This window comes from Streptomyces coelicoflavus, from assembly GCF_045041415.1.
GTDB classification, from domain to species: Bacteria; Actinomycetota; Actinomycetes; order Streptomycetales; family Streptomycetaceae; genus Streptomyces; species Streptomyces coelicoflavus.
This window is the reverse complement of sequence record NZ_CP108218.1, coordinates 6,600,828-6,615,979: the sequence shown is the minus strand read 5'-3', so window position 1 is coordinate 6,615,979 and position 15,152 is coordinate 6,600,828. Positions and strand designations below refer to the sequence as shown.

Sequence of the window (15,152 nt, the reverse complement as noted above, 5' to 3'; positions counted from 1 at the left end):
CGCCCGGCGGGCTCGTTGACACGGACCGCGGGGACCACCATGCTAAGCAGTCGCTTAGTGAAACTGTGCGACTTGGGAGGCCGGAACATGGCAGAGCCGAGGATCTTCGCGTCCGCCGACGACGTGAAGGCGGCGGTGGGCGAGCAGCTGGGGTACACCGACTGGGTGGAGGTCGACCAGAAGCGGATCGACCTGTTCGCGGAGGCGACCGGGGACCACCAGTGGATCCACGTGGACCCGGCGAAGGCGGCCGCCGGGCCGTTCGGCACCACGATCGCGCACGGCTATCTGACCCTGTCGCTGCTGCCCCTCTTCGGACCGCAGCTGATCCAGGTCGAGGGCGTGAAGATGGGTGTCAACTACGGCACCAACAAGGTCCGTTTCCCCTCCCCCGTCCCGGTCGGCTCGCGCCTGCGCGCCACGGCGACGATCACGGGAGTCGAGGACGTCAAGGGCGGCGTCCAGGTGAGCGTCGCCTTCACCGTGGAGCGCGAGGGCGGCGACAAGCCGGTGTGCGTCGCCGAGTCCGTCTCGCGCTACTACGTCTGAGGGGCGCCGCCGGGGCCGCCGCCGGCCCCCACCATCCGCAGGACGAGGTCGGCGTAGAGCGCGCCGACCTCGTCGGGCGTCCGGGGGCCGTTCACGTTGAACCAGCGGGCCACGTCGATGCAGAGCGACAGCACGGCCAGCGTCGTGCCCTTGACGTCCGGCACGTCGAACTCGCCCGCCGCCACGCCGTCGTCGATGATGCCGCGCACCGCGGCGTCGCACTGCCGGCGGAGGGTGAGGATCTCCTCCCGGGCCTCGGGCCCGAGCGCGTCCAGCTCGTACTGCACGACCCGCGCGGTTGTGCGGCGCCCGGCGTGCCAGCGGACGAAGGAGCTCACCGCGTCGGCGAGCCGTTCGGTGGCACCGCCCTCGCCCTGGGCCGCGGAGCGGAGGATGGCCACCGCCCGGGTGTGACCGATGCGGCTGATGCGGTGGAGCAGCTCTTCCTTGGTCTTGTAGTGGATGTAGAGCGCGGCCGGGCTCATGCCGGCCCGGCCGGCGATGTCGCGGGTCGTGGTCGCGTGGTACCCGCGTTCGGCGAACGCCTCCACGGCGGCGACCAGGAGCCGCCGGGCCGCGTCGGGCGTGACCTCTTCCCACGGCTCGATGTCGCCGCCCGTCGTCTCGGCCGCCGTACTCATCGCTTGTTCGCCCCTCTCGGTGACAGGAGCACCACCATACCGCCGAAGGTGAGCGACCGCTTAGGGTCGCTGGCCCGCAGGGGCGCCACCCGGCTTCTGGAAGGGGTCGTGCTCGACGAGGATCTTGTCGAGCCGCGCCTGGTCCACCCGGCTCACTATCTGGCCGACCTCCTGGCGGTCACGGATGATCTTGGCCAGGGTGAAGGCCGACGTGACGAGGTACAGGACGGCGATGGCGAGGAAGGCCCGCACCCAGGCGTCGGCCTGGAGCTGGTAGATGCCGATGGCGGTGGCGGCCATGGCCACCGCGAACGAGGCGACGGCCTGCCCGTAGAAGGCCGCCGTGTTCTGCTGCTTGACCGCTGTCTCACTCATGGGGACAAGGGTCGGCGGATGTGGTGCCGGCCACATCCGCCGAGATACTCAGGTCGGGTACTCAGAACGCCGAAACCCCGGTCAGCGCCCGCCCGATGACGAGCTTCTGGATCTGACTGGTGCCCTCGTAGAGGGTCATCACACGGGCGTCGCGCAGCAGCTTGCCGGCCGGGTACTCGTCGATGTAGCCGTAGCCGCCGAAGACCTGGAGGGCGTTGTTGGCGGCGCGCACGGCGGCCTCCGAGGCGAAGAGCTTGGCCTTGGAGGACTCGACGGTGAAGGGCTGCCCGCGGTCGATCAGGTCGGCGACCCGCCAGGTCAGCAGCCGGGCGGCGTCCACGTCGAGGGCGATGTCGCTGATCAGCTCCTGGACGAGCTGGTGGTGGGCGATGGTCCTGCCGAACTGCTCGCGCTCCCCCGCGTACTTCACGGCCGCGTCCAGCGCGGCCTGGGCTATGCCGACGCAGCCGGCCGCGACCGACATCCGCCCCTTGGCGAGGGCCGACATGGCGACCGAGAAGCCCTTGCCCTCGGGGGCCAGCATCGCCGAGGCGGGGACGCGGACGTCCTCCAGGACCAGTTCGGCGGTGGCCTGGCCGCGCAGCCCGAGCTTGCCGTGAATGGTGCGGCGGGTCAGGCCGGGCGTGTCGGTGGGCACGAGGAAGGCGGAGACACCCTTGTGCCCGGGGGCGTCGGTGGAGCGGGCGAAGAGCAGGACGACGTCGGCCCAGGTGCCGTTGGTGATGAACATCTTGGTGCCGTTGACGACGTAGTCGTCGCCGTCGCGCACCGCGCGGGTGGCGAGGTTGCCCGCGTCCGACCCCGTGCCGGGCTCGGTGAGGCCGAAGCAGCCGACGTACTCGCCGGAGGTCAGACCGGGCAGCCAGCGCCGCTTCTGCTCCTCGCTCCCCCAGGCGGCGACGGTCTTGGCGACCAGGCCGAGAGAGACGGAGACGATCCCGCGCACGGAGCTGTCGCCGCGCCCCAGCTCCTCCGTGACCAGGCAGTACGCGAGGTGGTCGCCGCCCGATCCGCCGTACTCCTCGTCGATCGTGAGCCCGAGGAACCCGACCTCGCCGAGCTTCTTCACGATGCCCCGGTCCACCTCCTCGGCACGGTCCCACGCGACGACGTGCGGGGCGATCTCACGGGACACGAAGTCCCGCGCGAGCTGCCGTACGGCGGTCTGCTCCTCGCCGAGCTCCAGGTTCATGCCGAGTCACCCCACAGGAAAGAGATCTTGGAAACGGTACAAGCGGCACAAACAGTACAAGAAGTACAAGCAGTACATTGAAAGCCGTACATTTAAATTAGCACTGCTAGTTTACATCCGCAGCCCTACTATGTGCGCCATGGCCCGACCGCGCAAGCCCCTGCTGAGCACCGACCGGATCGTCGAGACGGCCCGCGCGCTGGTGGACGCGGAGGGCCTCGCGGCCGTCTCCACGCGCCGGCTGGCCGCGGAACTGGGGGTCAGCGGGCCCTCGCTCTACAACCACTTCCGCACCAAGGACGAGATCCTCGAGGCCGTCGCCGACTCGGTGAGCGCGCAGGTCGACCTGTCGATGTTCGAGGACGGGCGGGAGTGGCGGACCGCGCTGCACGACTGGGCCGTCTCCTACCGGACGGCGCTGCGCGACCATCCCAACATCGTCCCGGTGCTGGCCCACGGGCCCGGCCGCCGCCCGGCCGCGCTGCACCTCGCGGACGCCGTCTACGGCGCGATGGTCCGGGCGGGCTGGCCCCCGGCGCAGGCCACGTCCATCGGCGCGCTGATGCGGTACTTCATCATGGGCTCGGCGCTCGGCTCCTTCGCCGGCGGCTTCGTGACCGACGCCGGCGCCTACGACCCCGCCGACTACCCGCACCTCCAGCAGGCCCACCTGCTGGCCGAGCAGCAGGAGAAGATCGACGAGCGGGCCTTCGAGACCGGTCTGACGGCACTGCTGGACGGGCTGTCGCAGCAGTACGCGCAGGTCGCGCAGGGCGTCTGAGGGGTTCCGGCCACACTTCGGCGCCCGCCGAACCGTGCGTGGCCCATTCTGGACGCATGACCGAGAAGGACGCCGGGGCCCCCGGCCTCGCCCGGCTGGCCGGGCTGATCGCCGACGAGACGCGGGCCGCCTGTCTGCTGGCCCTGCTGGACGGGCGGGCGTGGACCGCCGGCGAGCTGGCCCGGCACGCCGGGGTCGCCGCGTCGACGCTCAGCGAGCACCTGGGCAAGCTCGTCGCGGGCGGGCTGCTCGCCGAGGAGCGGCAGGGACGCCACCGGTACGTGCGGCTGGCCGACGACCGGGTCGCGCAGCTCGTGGAGGACCTGGCGGCGCAGGTGGCGCCCGAGGCCGCCGCCCGGCGTCCCCGCACCCTGCGGGCGTCGAGCGCCGGGTCCGCGATGGCTCGGGGACGCACCTGCTACGACCATCTCGCCGGGCGGCTCGGCATCGCGGTGACCGACGCGCTGACCGGGCGCGGACTGCTGCGCCAGGACACCGGGTTCGCGCTCACGGACGCGGGCCTCGGCTGGTTCGACGCCACCGGGATTCCGCTGCGCCCCACCGGTCGCCGGCCGCTGGCCCGGGCGTGCCTGGACTGGACGGAACGCCGTCCGCACCTCGCGGGCGTGGCGGGCGCGGCACTGTGCCGGCACGCCCTGGACGCCGGCTGGTGCGTGCGCATCGGGTCCGGGCGGGCGGTGAAGGTGACGTCCGCGGGTGAGCGGGCGCTGTCCCGACTGCTGGGCATCGGGGCGGCGGCGCTGCGCTGAGCGCCCGGCCCGGCACCGGCTCCCCGTCCGAAATCCGCCGGTCGTTCCTTCCTTCCCCTCCTAGCCTCGGGAGCATGATGCGTACCACCCCGTCCCGCCGTCCGGAAATGTTCGCCGCCGGTGCGGCCACCGTCACCGTCGTGCTGTGGGCCTCCGCCTTCGTCTCCATCCGCAGCGCGGGCGAGGCGTACTCGCCGGGCGCGCTGGCGCTCGGCCGGCTGCTGTCGGGCGTGCTGGCGCTCGGGGTGATCTGCCTCCTGCGCCGGGAGGGGCTGCCGCCGCGTCCGGCGTGGCGCGGGATCGCGATATCGGGGCTGCTGTGGTTCGGCTTCTACATGGTCGTGCTGAACTGGGGCGAGCAGCAGGTGGACGCCGGTACGGCCGCCCTGGTGGTGAACGTCGGCCCGATCCTCATCGCGCTGCTGGGTGCCCGGCTGCTGGGCGACGCGCTGCCGCCGCGGCTGCTGGCGGGGATGGCGGTGTCGTTCGCCGGTGCGGTGACGGTGGGCCTGTCGATGTCCGGCGAGGGCGGTTCCTCGCTGTTCGGGGTGGTGCTGTGCCTGCTGGCCGCGGTGGCGTACGCGGGCGGGGTGGTCGCGCAGAAGCCCGCGCTGGCGCACGCGAGCGCGCTTCAGGTGACGACGTTCGGCTGCCTGGTCGGGGCGGTGCTCTGCCTGCCGTTCACGGGTCAGCTGGTGCGGGAGGCGGCCGAGGCACCGGCCTCCGCGACGCTCAACATGGTCTACCTGGGCGTGTTCCCGACCGCGCTGGCCTTCACGACGTGGGCGTACGCGCTGGCCCGTACGACCGCCGGCCGCATGGGCGCGACCACGTACGCCGTGCCCGCGCTGGTCGTGCTCATGTCCTGGCTGGCGCTGGGCGAGGTGCCGGGGCTGCTCACGCTGGCGGGCGGCGCCCTGTGTCTGGCGGGCGTGGCGGTGTCGCGGTCCCGGCGGCGCGCGGCGACGGCTCCGGCGGCGACCCCGGAGAAGGCCGAGCCTCCGGCGGAGCCCCGGCAGGAGGACGCGGGGCGGGTCTAGTCCCGCCCCGCGGCACCGGCAGGGCTAGAACACCACCAGCGCCCGCCCGCCCTTGCCCGCGAGCATGTTCTCGAAGGCGGCCGGGATGCCGTCCAGGGCGATGCGTTCCGTGACCAGGGCGCCGAGGTCGAGGCGGCCGGCGCGGGCGTGTTCGGCGAGGACCGGGAGGTCGCGGGCGGGGTCGGCGTTGCCGTAGACGCAGCCGGACAGGGTGCGGCCCCAGTGGAAGATCTCCAGGGCGTTGAAGGTGACCTGCTGGTCCTTGCCGCCGATACCGACGACCGTGGTGCGGCCGCCGCGCCGGGTGGATTCCCAGGCGGTGCGGATGGTGGCCGCGCGGCCGACGCACTCCACGGCGACGTCGACGCCCTGCTTGCCGGTGAGGGCGCGGATCTCGCGGGCGGTGGTGTCGGAGGCGAGGAGGTAGTCGGTGGCGCCCGCAGCGCGGGCCAGTTCCTCCTTCTCGGGGGACACGTCGACCGCGACGATCCTCGACGCGCCCGCGATCCGGGCCGCCTGGAGGGTGGCGAGGCCCACTCCCCCGGCGCCGAAGACCGCGACCGTTTCGCCCTCGCGGACCTTCGCCGAGTGGTGGACGGCGCCGTAGCCGGTGAGGACGGCGCAGCCGAGGAGCGCCGCCTCGGTGAGGGGGATGCCCTCGGGGGCGGGCAGGAGGCAGGACGCGGACACGACCGTCTCCTCGGCGAACGCGGCGACGTTCAGGCCGGGGTGCAGGTCGGTGCCGTCGTCGGCGCGGCGGGCGTGCAGGTTCGCCGCGCCGGCCAGGGCGTTCGCGCACAGCCAGACCTCGCCGAGCGAGCAGGCGTGGCAGGCCCCGCAGGACGGGGCCCAGTTGAGGACGACCGCGTCGCCGGGTGCGACGTGGGTGACGTCCTCGCCGACGGCGACGACGGTGCCGGCGCCCTCGTGGCCGAGGACGGCGGGCAGCGGCACGCGCATGGTGCCGTTGGACAGGGACAGGTCGGAGTGGCAGACCCCGGCGGCGGCGAGCCTCACCCGGACCTGCCCCGGGCCGGGCTCGGGCAGCTCGATCCCGGCGACCTCCAGGGGGGCGCCTACGGCGGGGACGACGGCGGCACGGACTGCGGTACGGACGGCCATGACGTGGACGACTCCCGGGCTAGTACTGGAGGGACTTGGTCTGGAGGTACTCGGCGAGCCCGTGGGCGCCCAGTTCGCGGCCCACGCCCGACTGCTTGTAGCCGCCGAAGGGCGCCAGCGGGTTGAACCGGCCGCCGTTGATGTCGACCTGCCCGGTGTCCATCCGGCGGGCGAAGGCGACCGCCTCGGCCTCGTCCCCGGCCCAGACGGCGCCGGCGAGGCCGTAGACCGTGCCGTTGGCGATGCGCAGGGCGTCGTCCTCGTCCTCGTAGCGGAGGATGGACAGGACCGGCCCGAAGATCTCCTCCTGGGCGATGGTCATCTCCTCGGTGACGTCGGCGAAGACCGTCGGGCTGACGAAGTACCCCTGCTCGCGCGGGGCTTCGGGGCCACCCGCGACCAGGCGCGCGCCCTCGGCGACGCCCTTCTCGATGTAGCCGCGCACCCGCTCCTGCTGCTTGGCGTTGACGACGGGGCCGATCCGGTCGCCGTACTTCGCGGCGGCCTCGGCGGCGAGCGACACGGCCTCGTCGTACTGGTCGCGGTGGACCAGCATGCGGGTCCAGGCGCTGCACGTCTGGCCGGAGTTGGACATGACGTTGGCGACGCCGACGTTGACCGCCTTGGCGAGGTCGGCGCTCGGAAGGATCACGTTGGCGGACTTGCCGCCGAGTTCGAGGGCGACCCGCTTGACGGCGGCGCCCGCGGTGGCGCCGATGCGGCGGCCGACGGCGGTGGAGCCGGTGAAGGAGACCAGGTCGACACCCGGGTGCTCGGCGAGGGCCTGTCCGGCGACCGGGCCGAGGCCGGTGACCAGGTTGAAGACGCCGGCCGGGACGCCCGCCTCGTGCACCGCCTCGGCGAAGAGCTGGGCGGTGAGCGGGGTGTCCTCGGCGGGCTTGAGCACGATCGTGCAGCCGGCCGCGAGCGCCGGGGCGACCTTGGCGACGATCTGGTGGAGCGGGTAGTTCCAGGGGGTGATGGCACCGACCACGCCGACCGGCTCGTGGTGCACGACGGACGTGCCGGCCTTCTCCTCGAAGGCGTACGTCGCCGCCAGCTCGGCGTAGGACCCGGCGACCGCGACGGGGACGGCGGCGTGCACGGCCTGCGAGAGCTTCGGCGGGGAGCCCAGTTCGGCGGTGACCGTCTCGGCGATCTCGTCCTTGCGCTCCACCAGTACGTCCCGCAGGGCGGCCAGGCGTGCGGCGCGTTCGGCGGGCGGGGTGGCGGCCCAGCCGGGCAGCGCGGCGCGGGCGGCCCGTACGGCGGTGTCGACGTCCAGGGCGTTGCCCGCGGGGACGCGGCCGATCACCTGCTCGTCGGCCGGGTTCACGACGTCGATCGTGTCCCGGCCGTCGGCGGGGCGCCAGGCTCCGTCGATGTACATGCCGTCGTGTGCCTTCATCGCGTTCCTTCCGGGCGGGCCTCGTCGTCAACCCCAAACTAGCGCCGATAGTTTTACGGCACCAGGGGCTCCCCCGATGGTGGCGCGGCTCACCCTCCCGCAGTGCGGAATCTGTGCGGGATCACTCCTCCAGCTCGGGCAGATGCGCCGGAGCCGGGCAGATGCGGTCGCCGTGCTGGTCGAAGACGAACAGGTGGGCGAGGTCGACGAGCAGGGGCACCTGCATGCCGTGGCGGAGGTCGATGTCGGGGGTGGTCCGGACGATCAGGTCGCCGGGGAGGCGGCCGTCGGGGGTGGTGACGGCGGGCTCGGGCTCCTGCGGTTCGTCCATGACGACCACCGGACCGGCGCGCAGCGCACCCGCCCGCTCCCTCAGCCGCTCCAGGACCGTGCCGTCGCGGCGGCGGCGCCTGTCCGGGCGGGTCGCCACGCGCGGGGCCTCCAGGTCGGGCACGACGGCCGGCCGTGAACCGGTGTTGAAGTGCACGAGCACCTCGTGCCCCTGGAACTCGACGTGCTCCACGAGCCCGGTGAGCAGCACCTCGCCGGGGCGGGCGGACGAGGGCTTGGCGATCCGTACGGCCTCCGAGCGCAGGCCCACGATCACCTCGCGGCCCTGCTGGACGCGGAGCAACTGGTGGTCCAGGGAGAGCGGTTCGGGCAGGCGCAGGAACTGCTTGCCGAGGCTGATGGTCATCGCCCCGTCCAGCGGGGCGCGGACGAGGCCGCGCAGCAGGTTGATGCGCGGGGTGCCGATGAAGGCGGCGACGAAGACGTTGCGGGGCAGGGCGTAGACGGCGCGCGGGGTGTCCACCTGCTGCAGGATCCCGCCGCGCAGCACGGCGACGCGGTCGCCGAGGGACATGGCCTCGGACTGGTCGTGGGTGACGTAGATCGTGGTGACGCCCAGCTCCCGGGTCAGCCGGGTGATCTCGGCGCGCAGGTGGTTGCGGAGTTTGGCGTCGAGGTTGGACAGCGGCTCGTCCATCAGGAAGGCGCTGGGGTGGCGGGAGATGGCCCGGCCCATGGCGACCCGCTGGCGTTCGCCGCCGGAGAGCTGGGCGGGAAAGCGGTCGAGCAGGTCCTCGATGCCCAGCATCCGGGCGGTGGCGTCCACGCGGGGGGTGTGGTCGGTCTGCGGGTCCTCGACGCGCAGCGGGAAGCCGATGTTCCCGCGGGTGGTCATGTTGGGGTACAGGGCGAAGTTCTGGAAGACCATGGCCATGCGCCGCTCGGCCGGGAGCAGGTCGTTGGCGTAGGCGCCGTCCAGCATCAGCTCCCCGTCGGTGATCTCCTCCAGCCCGGCGATCATGCGCAGCACGGTCGACTTGCCGCAGCCGGAGGGACCCAGAAGGACGAGGAACTCGCCCGGCGCGATGTCCAGCGACAGCCGGTCCACCACGCGGACGCCTCGCGCGTAGGTCTTGCTCACGTCGTGCAGGGAGATGGCGCGTGTCATGGAGGTGCCCCCGGGGCTCACTGAGCGCTGGTGCTCCGCGGTCGGTCGCCCTCGTGCGGGTCGTACGGGGCGTATGAGTCACGGAAGTTAACGGACCGTGCCCGGCCGGGGGAAGACACCGGACGACATCTCGGCGCGACCGTCCATCTGGTGAGAAAGCGGACGGCCGGATTCAGGGGGCGGGGCGTCTCACGACGCGATCATGCCGGGACCGGCCACCGTGTCGGCCGCCCGATCGACGGCCGTGTCGGCGGCCCGATCGATAGTCGTGGCAGCCACCGGATCAGCCGCCGGACCAGCCGCCGGACCAACGGCCGTTCCAGCCACCGGGTCAGCCGTCCGACGAGCCGTCCGAGTCGCCGCCGCCGCGGCGGCCGCCCGAGCGGCGGGAGGATCGGACCAGCTCGCCCGCCGCCAGGGTCGCCGTCGCTACCGCGCGCGTCCAGGGCGGGCCGCCGCGGGCCGCCCACACGACGCAGGCGCAGCCGCCGACGACGAGGAGCAGGACGGCGGACAGGACGATGAGGATCATGCTCATCCCTTCGGTTCCCGGCACGGCCGGCGTCCGCCGGCCCGGTCCGGGACATCCTGCCCGACCGCCGGACGCCGCCGGTCGGCCAGGTCCGCCGAGGGGGCCCGCAGGGCGACGCCCGAGGAGAGCAGCAGCAGGGCACCCAGCATCACGAACGGCGCGGCCACGCCCGCGACGCCCGCGATCAAACCCGCGGCGGCGGGTGCGGCGACCTGGCCGAGCCGGTTGCCGGTCAGGCGCAGCGCGAGGGCCGTGGAGCGCGCCTCGTCGGGGGCCGCCTGCACGACCGTCGTCATGGACAGGGGCTGCCCGACGCCCAGGCAGAAGCCGAGGACGACCAGCATCGCGGCGAGCGCCCACACCGGCACCGGCAGCGCGACGCCGGCGCACAGCAGGGCGGCCAGCAGACAGGTGACGGTGAGCAGCACCGTGCGGCCGAGCAGCCGCAGCAGGGGCGTCAGCACGAGGCGGCAGGCGATCGTGGCGGCGGCCCGCAGGCTGAGCAGTACGCCGATCACGGCCGGGGAGATCCCCCGGTGTTCGCCGACCACCGGCAGGTAGGCGGTGAGGATGTCGGTCGCGGACAGCACCGAGAGACTGATCAGGATGCCCGCGGGCACGCCCCGGGCCCGCAGGATGCCGCCCACCGGGACACGCGCACCCTGCCGCGTACGGGACTTGGCGGCCCCCGGGTGCTCTATGCGCCACAGGGACGTGAAGGCGACCGCCGCTCCCGCGCCCGCCACCACCAGGGCGAGCGCGCTGCTGCCGGCCATGTCGGGGCCGCCGATCAACGCGCCCGCGGCGATGGGGCCGATCAGCTGGCCGAGCGAGGCGCCGATGGTGAAGTGGCCGAAGTTGCGGTCCTGTTCGTGCGGCGCGGACTGGCGGGCGACCAGGGACTGGGCGCCGATCACGAAGCAGAGGTGCCCGAGGCCCATCACACCGCTCCACAGGGCCATCGCCCACAGGGACCCGGCGACGCCGCTCAGCGCGCAGCCCCCGGCGATGAGCACCACCCCGACGGGCAGTAGCGGCGCACAGCGGCCGTGGTCGGTGCGGCGGCCCAGCGGAACGGCGGCGAACAGCGGCAGCAGCGCGTACACACCGGCGATGACACCGACGGCCCGTTCGTCGGCGCCCAGCGCGAGGGCCCGGTAGGAGACGGCGGGCCGGGCCATCGACACCGCGGCCTGTGCGAAGCCGAAGGCGATGACGAGGCGGAGCAGCCAGCCGCGGTTCCCACCGGGCACCATGATCGTGTTCCCTTCCGATGATCCGACGCTCTCCGTCGGTTGTTCTCCGTCGGTTGTTCCCGTCGGTCAGATGATGCCGAACAGGATGCCCGCCGCGAGGATCACCAGGCTCGTCAGGACGGCCCACTTCACCACGAACCGCGTGTGGTCGCCGAACTCGACCTTGGCCATGCCGACCAGGACGTACACGGCCGGGACGAGCGGGCTGGACATGTGCAGCGGCTGGCCGACGATCGAGGCGCGGGCGATCTCCAGCGTCGACACGCCGTGCGCCTGGCCCGCCTCGGCGAGCACCGGCAGGACGCCGAAGTAGAAGCCGTCGTTCGACATGAAGTAGGTCAGCGGCAGGCTCAGCAGTCCGGTGACCAGGCCCATCTGCGGGCCCATGCCGTCGGGGATGGTGTCCACGAGCCAGTTGGCCATGTGGTCGACCATGCCGGTGCCGGTGAGGACACCGGTGAAGACGGCGGCGGCGAAGACCATGCCGGAGACGTTGAGGACGTTGTCGGCGTGGGCCGCGATGCGGGCCTTCTGGTCGGGGATGTGCGGGAAGTTGACGGTGAGGGCGAGCGCGGCGCCGATCAGGAAGAGCACCGGGATCGGCAGCAGCTCCATGATCATGGCGGTGAGCAGCGCGACCGTGAGCAGCGCGTTGAACCAGTACAGCTTGGGCCGCAGGGTGGGCCGGTTCGGGTCGAGGCCCTTGAAGTCGTCGTCGGCCCCGTCACCGGTCCCGTCACGACCGGACTCGGCATCCAGGTCGCCCGCCTCGCCGGAGCCGCCCACGACACCGCGAGCCCCACCAACACCGGCGCCAGCACCGGCACCGGCACCGGCACCGGAACGCGCACCGGACACCCCGGAGGCCGCACCCGCACCCGCACCCGCACCGACCAGCACCGTCTCGCTCTCCGGCTCGGGCTCCCGCACCTGCGCCCCGTCCAGCGACAGCGTGCCCACCCGCCTGCGCTCACGCAGACCGAGCACGTACGCCAGGACGACGACCGCGACGAGGCCGACGGCCAGGGCCGGGATCATGGGGACGAAGATGTCGGTGGCGTCGACCTTCAGCGCGGTGGCGGCGCGGGCGGTGGGGCCGCCCCAGGGCAGCGTGTTCATCACACCGTTGGCCATCGCGGCGACGCCGGTCATCACGACCAGGCTCATCTTGAGCCGCTTGTACAGCGGGTACATCGCCGAGACCGTGATCATGAAGGTGGTGGAGCCGTCGCCGTCCAGCGAGACGATCGCGGCGAGCAGCGCCGTGCCGACGACGATGCGCATCGGGTCGGCCTTGCAGAACTTCAGGATGGCCCGGACGATCGGGTCGAAGAGCCCGACGTCGATCATCACCCCGAAGTAGACGATCGCGAACATGAGCATCGCCGCGGTGGGGGCGAGGCTGGACACGCCGTCGATGACGTAGTCGCCGAGATGGGCGCCCTTGCCGACGATCACGCAGAACAATGCGGGGATCAGCACGAGCGCCGCGATCGGCGACATCTTCTTCATCATGATCAGGACCAGGAAGGTCGCGATCATGGCGAAGCCGAGGATGGTCAGCATGAGTGAGTACCTAACGTTCGCCCTTGAACATCCCACCGGGGCAGGCGGTCGCGAGCGACGTTAGGTGGCGCCATGGAGCGTTAACAAGACGTTGACATGCGAGCAATAAGCGCGAAACTCCAGGTCACAGCTTTGCGTCGGTCAGCGGTGTGAGCGTTACGGGTACGCCGTTGAGGACGGCGTTGCCCGAGAGCGGGTCGAGCATGCTGCCGTCGAGGAGCTGGTTGACGTTGACTCCGGGATCGCCGGCGGCGTGGGTCTGGCGGGTGCCGGGCCGGTCGTGGCCCCAGCCGTGCGGAAGGCTGACCACGCCGGGGCGGACGGTGTCGGTGACCTCGGCGGGGGCGGTCACCGCTCCCCCGGGCCCCTTCACGCGCACGGGCTGCGCGTCGCGCACGCCCAGCCGTGCGGCGTCCTCGGGGTGCAGGTGCAGGGTGCAGCGGTTGGAACCGCCGGTGAGGACCGGGATGTTGTGCATCCAGCTGTTGTTGGAGCGCAGGTGGCGGCGGCCGACGAGGACGAGCCCGGCGGGCCGGCCGGCTTCGGCGAGGGCCTGGCGCAGGCGCGGCAGGTCGGCGGCGATCGGTTCCGGGAGCAGCTCCACCTTGCCGCTGCGGGTCTTCAGCGGCTGCGGCAGGCGCGGGCGCAGCGGGCCGAGGTCGATGCCGTGCGGGTGGGCGAGGAGGCGTGCGAGGGTCAGCCCGTCCGGCCGGGCGCCGAAGCCGTCGCCGTAGGGGCCGAGGCGCAGCATCAGGTCGAGGCGGCGTTCGGGGCCGTTCTCGCCGGTGAGCAGGGCGGTGAGTTCGCCGGGGTCGCGGCCGTGCACGGGTGAGTGCGGCTCGCGCACGGCCTTGGCGAGGGTCTGCTCGATCACCATGGCGTCGACGGCGGCGGGGTCGGCGCCGTGCATGCCGGTGACGGCGAGGGTGAGCCGGGCGAGGATCTCCGTCTCGGCCGTCCTGCCGGGCTCCAGCGGGACCGCGGGGCGGGTGTAGCGGACCTGGTTGCGCACGGCGAGGGTGTTGAAGGCGAAGTCGTGGTGCGGGCTCTGGGACGGCGGGGGCGGCGGCAGGACGACGTGGGCGTGGCGGGAGGTCTCGTTGAGGTACGGGTCGACGCTCACCATGAAGTCGAGGGAGCCCAGTGCCTTGTCGAGCCGGTCGCCGTCGGGCGCGGACAGGACCGGGTTGGCGGCGACGGCGAGCAGCGCGCGGACAGGTTCGCCCGCGTCGGTCGCGGTGTCGATCTCCTCGGCGAGGGCGGACAGCGGCAGTTCGCCCTTCGCCTCGGGGTGTCCGCTCACCCGGGAGTGCCAGCGGCCCAGGGCGAACCCGCGGCCGGGTCCGGCGGGGCGCGGGGTCCGGTCGGTGGCGGCCTGCGGGAAGAGGGCGCCGCCGGGCCGGTCGAGGTTGCCGGTGAGGATGTTGAGGACGTCCACGAGCCAGCTGGCGAGGGTGCCGTGCGGGACGGTGCAGCTGCCGATGCGGCCGTAGACGGCGGCGGTGGGGGCGGCGGCGAGTGCGCGGGCGAGGGCGCGCGTCACGTCGGCGTCCACGTCGCAGGCGGCGGCGACGGACTCGGGGGTGAAGTCGCGTACGGCGTCCCGGACGTCGTCGGTCCCCTCGACGTGCGGGACGAGGGCGCCGAGGTCGGCCAGGTCCTCCTCGTACAGCACGTGGACCATCGCCGCGAGCAGCAGCGCGTCGGTGCCGGGGCGGATCGCCACGTGCCGGTCGGCGAGCTTCGCGGTGCGGGTGCGGCGCGGGTCGACGACGGTGAGGGTGCCGCCGCGGGCCTTGAGGGCCTTGAGGCGGCCGGGGAAGTCGGGTGCGGTGCACAGACTGCCGTTGGACTCCAGCGGGTTGGCGCCGATGAGCAGCAGGTGGTCGGTGCGGTCGAGGTCGGGCACCGGGATGGCGTTGGCGTCGCCGAAGAGCAGGCCGCTGGAGACGTGCTTGGGCATCTGGTCGAGGGTGGACGCGGTGAAGACGCTGCGGGTGCCGAGGGCGCCGAGCAGGACGTTCGGGTAGAGGGCGCCGGCCATGGTGTGGACGTTGGGGTTGCCGAGGACGACGCCGACGGCGTGCGGCCCGTACCGCTCGACGACCGGCCGGACACCGGCGGCTACCGCGTCGAACGCCTCCTCCCAGCCGGCCTCGCGCAGGACGCCGTCCTTGCGCACCAGGGGCGTGCGCAGCCGGTCGGGGTCGGAGTCGACGGCCCCGAAGGCGGCGCCCTTGGGGCAGACGAAGCCGCGGCTGAAGACGTCGTCGCGGTCGCCCCGGGCAGCCGTGACCGTGCTGCCGTCGACGGTGAGGGCCAGGCCGCAGGTGGCCTCGCAGAGGGGGCAGATGCGCAGGGCGGTGCGGGGCACGGGTCCTCCCGGGACGCGGCGGTGGCGCTCGTCCCGAGTGAGCATACCGACCGGTACGCATGTTGG

At 73.0% G+C, this 15,152-nt stretch carries 14 protein-coding genes; 4 read left to right on the top strand and 10 right to left on the bottom strand.

The annotated features are described in order from the left end of the window. The first annotated feature begins 87 nt into the window (after positions 1 to 87). Positions 88 to 549, top strand: coding sequence for a MaoC family dehydratase (locus tag OHA99_RS29665; RefSeq protein WP_087791791.1), 462 nt, complete (start codon positions 88 to 90; stop codon positions 547 to 549). Here the strand turns inward: OHA99_RS29665 and OHA99_RS29660 are convergent. The 3 genes from OHA99_RS29660 to OHA99_RS29650 form a co-directional block, all read right to left on the bottom strand. Beyond that, the gene (locus tag OHA99_RS29660; protein ID WP_153180607.1) at positions 540 to 1,190 is read right to left on the bottom strand and encodes a TetR/AcrR family transcriptional regulator; all 651 of its coding nucleotides are present in this window, start codon (positions 1,188 to 1,190) and stop codon (positions 540 to 542) included. The genes OHA99_RS29665 and OHA99_RS29660 overlap by 10 nt on opposite strands. 60 nt (positions 1,191 to 1,250) lie before the next feature. Further along, positions 1,251 to 1,565, bottom strand: coding sequence for a YiaA/YiaB family inner membrane protein (locus OHA99_RS29655; RefSeq protein ID WP_153180606.1), 315 nt, complete (start codon positions 1,563 to 1,565; stop codon positions 1,251 to 1,253). 61 nt (positions 1,566 to 1,626) lie between these two features. Next, on the bottom strand, positions 1,627 to 2,778 hold the full coding sequence (locus tag OHA99_RS29650) for an acyl-CoA dehydrogenase family protein (protein ID WP_153180605.1): 1,152 nt from the start codon (positions 2,776 to 2,778) through the stop codon (positions 1,627 to 1,629). A gap of 139 nt (positions 2,779 to 2,917) precedes the next feature. Here OHA99_RS29650 and OHA99_RS29645 point away from each other — a divergent pair, with 139 nt between their 5' ends. The 3 genes from OHA99_RS29645 to OHA99_RS29635 all read left to right on the top strand — a co-directional run bounded on the left by OHA99_RS29645 (position 2,918) and on the right by OHA99_RS29635 (position 5,369). After that, entirely contained in the window at positions 2,918 to 3,559 is a 642-nt protein-coding gene (locus OHA99_RS29645; RefSeq protein WP_366473231.1) for a TetR/AcrR family transcriptional regulator, read from the top strand. A gap of 56 nt (positions 3,560 to 3,615) precedes the next feature. Continuing rightward, a complete protein-coding gene (locus tag OHA99_RS29640; protein ID WP_153180603.1) occupies positions 3,616 to 4,329 on the top strand; it encodes a helix-turn-helix transcriptional regulator in 714 nt (237 codons plus the stop codon). 77 nt (positions 4,330 to 4,406) lie between these two features. Then, on the top strand, positions 4,407 to 5,369 hold the full coding sequence (locus OHA99_RS29635; protein WP_366473252.1) for a DMT family transporter: 963 nt from the start codon (positions 4,407 to 4,409) through the stop codon (positions 5,367 to 5,369). Positions 5,370 to 5,393: 24 nt separating this feature from the next. Here the strand turns inward: OHA99_RS29635 and OHA99_RS29630 are convergent, their stop codons facing one another. The 7 genes from OHA99_RS29630 to OHA99_RS29600 form a co-directional block, all read right to left on the bottom strand. Then, positions 5,394 to 6,491 (bottom strand): Zn-dependent alcohol dehydrogenase, encoded by a 1,098-nt coding sequence (locus OHA99_RS29630; protein WP_405698378.1) that lies wholly within the window; start codon positions 6,489 to 6,491, stop codon positions 5,394 to 5,396. Positions 6,492 to 6,510: 19 nt separating this feature from the next. Beyond that, positions 6,511 to 7,899 carry an aldehyde dehydrogenase family protein gene (locus OHA99_RS29625; protein ID WP_153180600.1) on the bottom strand — a complete coding sequence of 463 codons (1,389 nt, stop codon included), beginning with the start codon at positions 7,897 to 7,899 and terminating at the stop codon, positions 6,511 to 6,513. Between the two features lie 121 nt (positions 7,900 to 8,020). Further along, the gene (locus OHA99_RS29620; RefSeq protein ID WP_153180599.1) at positions 8,021 to 9,358 is read right to left on the bottom strand and encodes an ABC transporter ATP-binding protein; all 1,338 of its coding nucleotides are present in this window, start codon (positions 9,356 to 9,358) and stop codon (positions 8,021 to 8,023) included. Positions 9,359 to 9,689: 331 nt separating this feature from the next. Further along, complete coding sequence (locus tag OHA99_RS29615; protein WP_405698377.1) at positions 9,690 to 9,896, bottom strand: hypothetical protein; 207 nt, start codon at positions 9,894 to 9,896, stop codon at positions 9,690 to 9,692. After that, the gene (locus OHA99_RS29610; RefSeq protein ID WP_282881079.1) at positions 9,893 to 11,146 is read right to left on the bottom strand and encodes an MFS transporter; all 1,254 of its coding nucleotides are present in this window, start codon (positions 11,144 to 11,146) and stop codon (positions 9,893 to 9,895) included. The genes OHA99_RS29615 and OHA99_RS29610 overlap by 4 nt, the downstream gene beginning before the upstream one ends. A 66-nt stretch (positions 11,147 to 11,212) precedes the next feature. Continuing rightward, a complete protein-coding gene (locus OHA99_RS29605; protein WP_405698376.1) occupies positions 11,213 to 12,712 on the bottom strand; it encodes a CitMHS family transporter in 1,500 nt (499 codons plus the stop codon). Between the two features lie 124 nt (positions 12,713 to 12,836). Then, positions 12,837 to 15,086, bottom strand: coding sequence for a molybdopterin-dependent oxidoreductase (locus OHA99_RS29600; protein ID WP_366473234.1), 2,250 nt, complete (start codon positions 15,084 to 15,086; stop codon positions 12,837 to 12,839). Between the last annotated feature and the right edge of the window lie 66 nt (positions 15,087 to 15,152).

Excerpts from the sequence above, each read along its gene's own strand:
- OHA99_RS29620 (WP_153180599.1), bottom strand. The coding sequence starts at position 9,358 with ATGACACGCGCCATCTCCCTGCACGACGTGAGCAAGACCTACGCGCGA.
- OHA99_RS29645 (WP_366473231.1), top strand. The coding sequence starts at position 2,918 with ATGGCCCGACCGCGCAAGCCCCTGCTGAGCACCGACCGGATCGTCGAG.
- OHA99_RS29615 (WP_405698377.1), bottom strand. The coding sequence starts at position 9,896 with ATGAGCATGATCCTCATCGTCCTGTCCGCCGTCCTGCTCCTCGTCGTC.
- OHA99_RS29655 (WP_153180606.1), bottom strand. The coding sequence starts at position 1,565 with ATGAGTGAGACAGCGGTCAAGCAGCAGAACACGGCGGCCTTCTACGGG.
- OHA99_RS29630 (WP_405698378.1), bottom strand. The coding sequence starts at position 6,491 with ATGGCCGTCCGTACCGCAGTCCGTGCCGCCGTCGTCCCCGCCGTAGGC.
- OHA99_RS29650 (WP_153180605.1), bottom strand. The coding sequence starts at position 2,778 with ATGAACCTGGAGCTCGGCGAGGAGCAGACCGCCGTACGGCAGCTCGCG.
- OHA99_RS29610 (WP_282881079.1), bottom strand. The coding sequence starts at position 11,146 with ATGGTGCCCGGTGGGAACCGCGGCTGGCTGCTCCGCCTCGTCATCGCC.
- OHA99_RS29660 (WP_153180607.1), bottom strand. The coding sequence starts at position 1,190 with ATGAGTACGGCGGCCGAGACGACGGGCGGCGACATCGAGCCGTGGGAA.
- OHA99_RS29605 (WP_405698376.1), bottom strand. The coding sequence starts at position 12,712 with ATGCTGACCATCCTCGGCTTCGCCATGATCGCGACCTTCCTGGTCCTG.
- OHA99_RS29635 (WP_366473252.1), top strand. The coding sequence starts at position 4,407 with ATGCGTACCACCCCGTCCCGCCGTCCGGAAATGTTCGCCGCCGGTGCG.
- OHA99_RS29665 (WP_087791791.1), top strand. The coding sequence starts at position 88 with ATGGCAGAGCCGAGGATCTTCGCGTCCGCCGACGACGTGAAGGCGGCG.
- OHA99_RS29640 (WP_153180603.1), top strand. The coding sequence starts at position 3,616 with ATGACCGAGAAGGACGCCGGGGCCCCCGGCCTCGCCCGGCTGGCCGGG.
- OHA99_RS29625 (WP_153180600.1), bottom strand. The coding sequence starts at position 7,899 with ATGAAGGCACACGACGGCATGTACATCGACGGAGCCTGGCGCCCCGCC.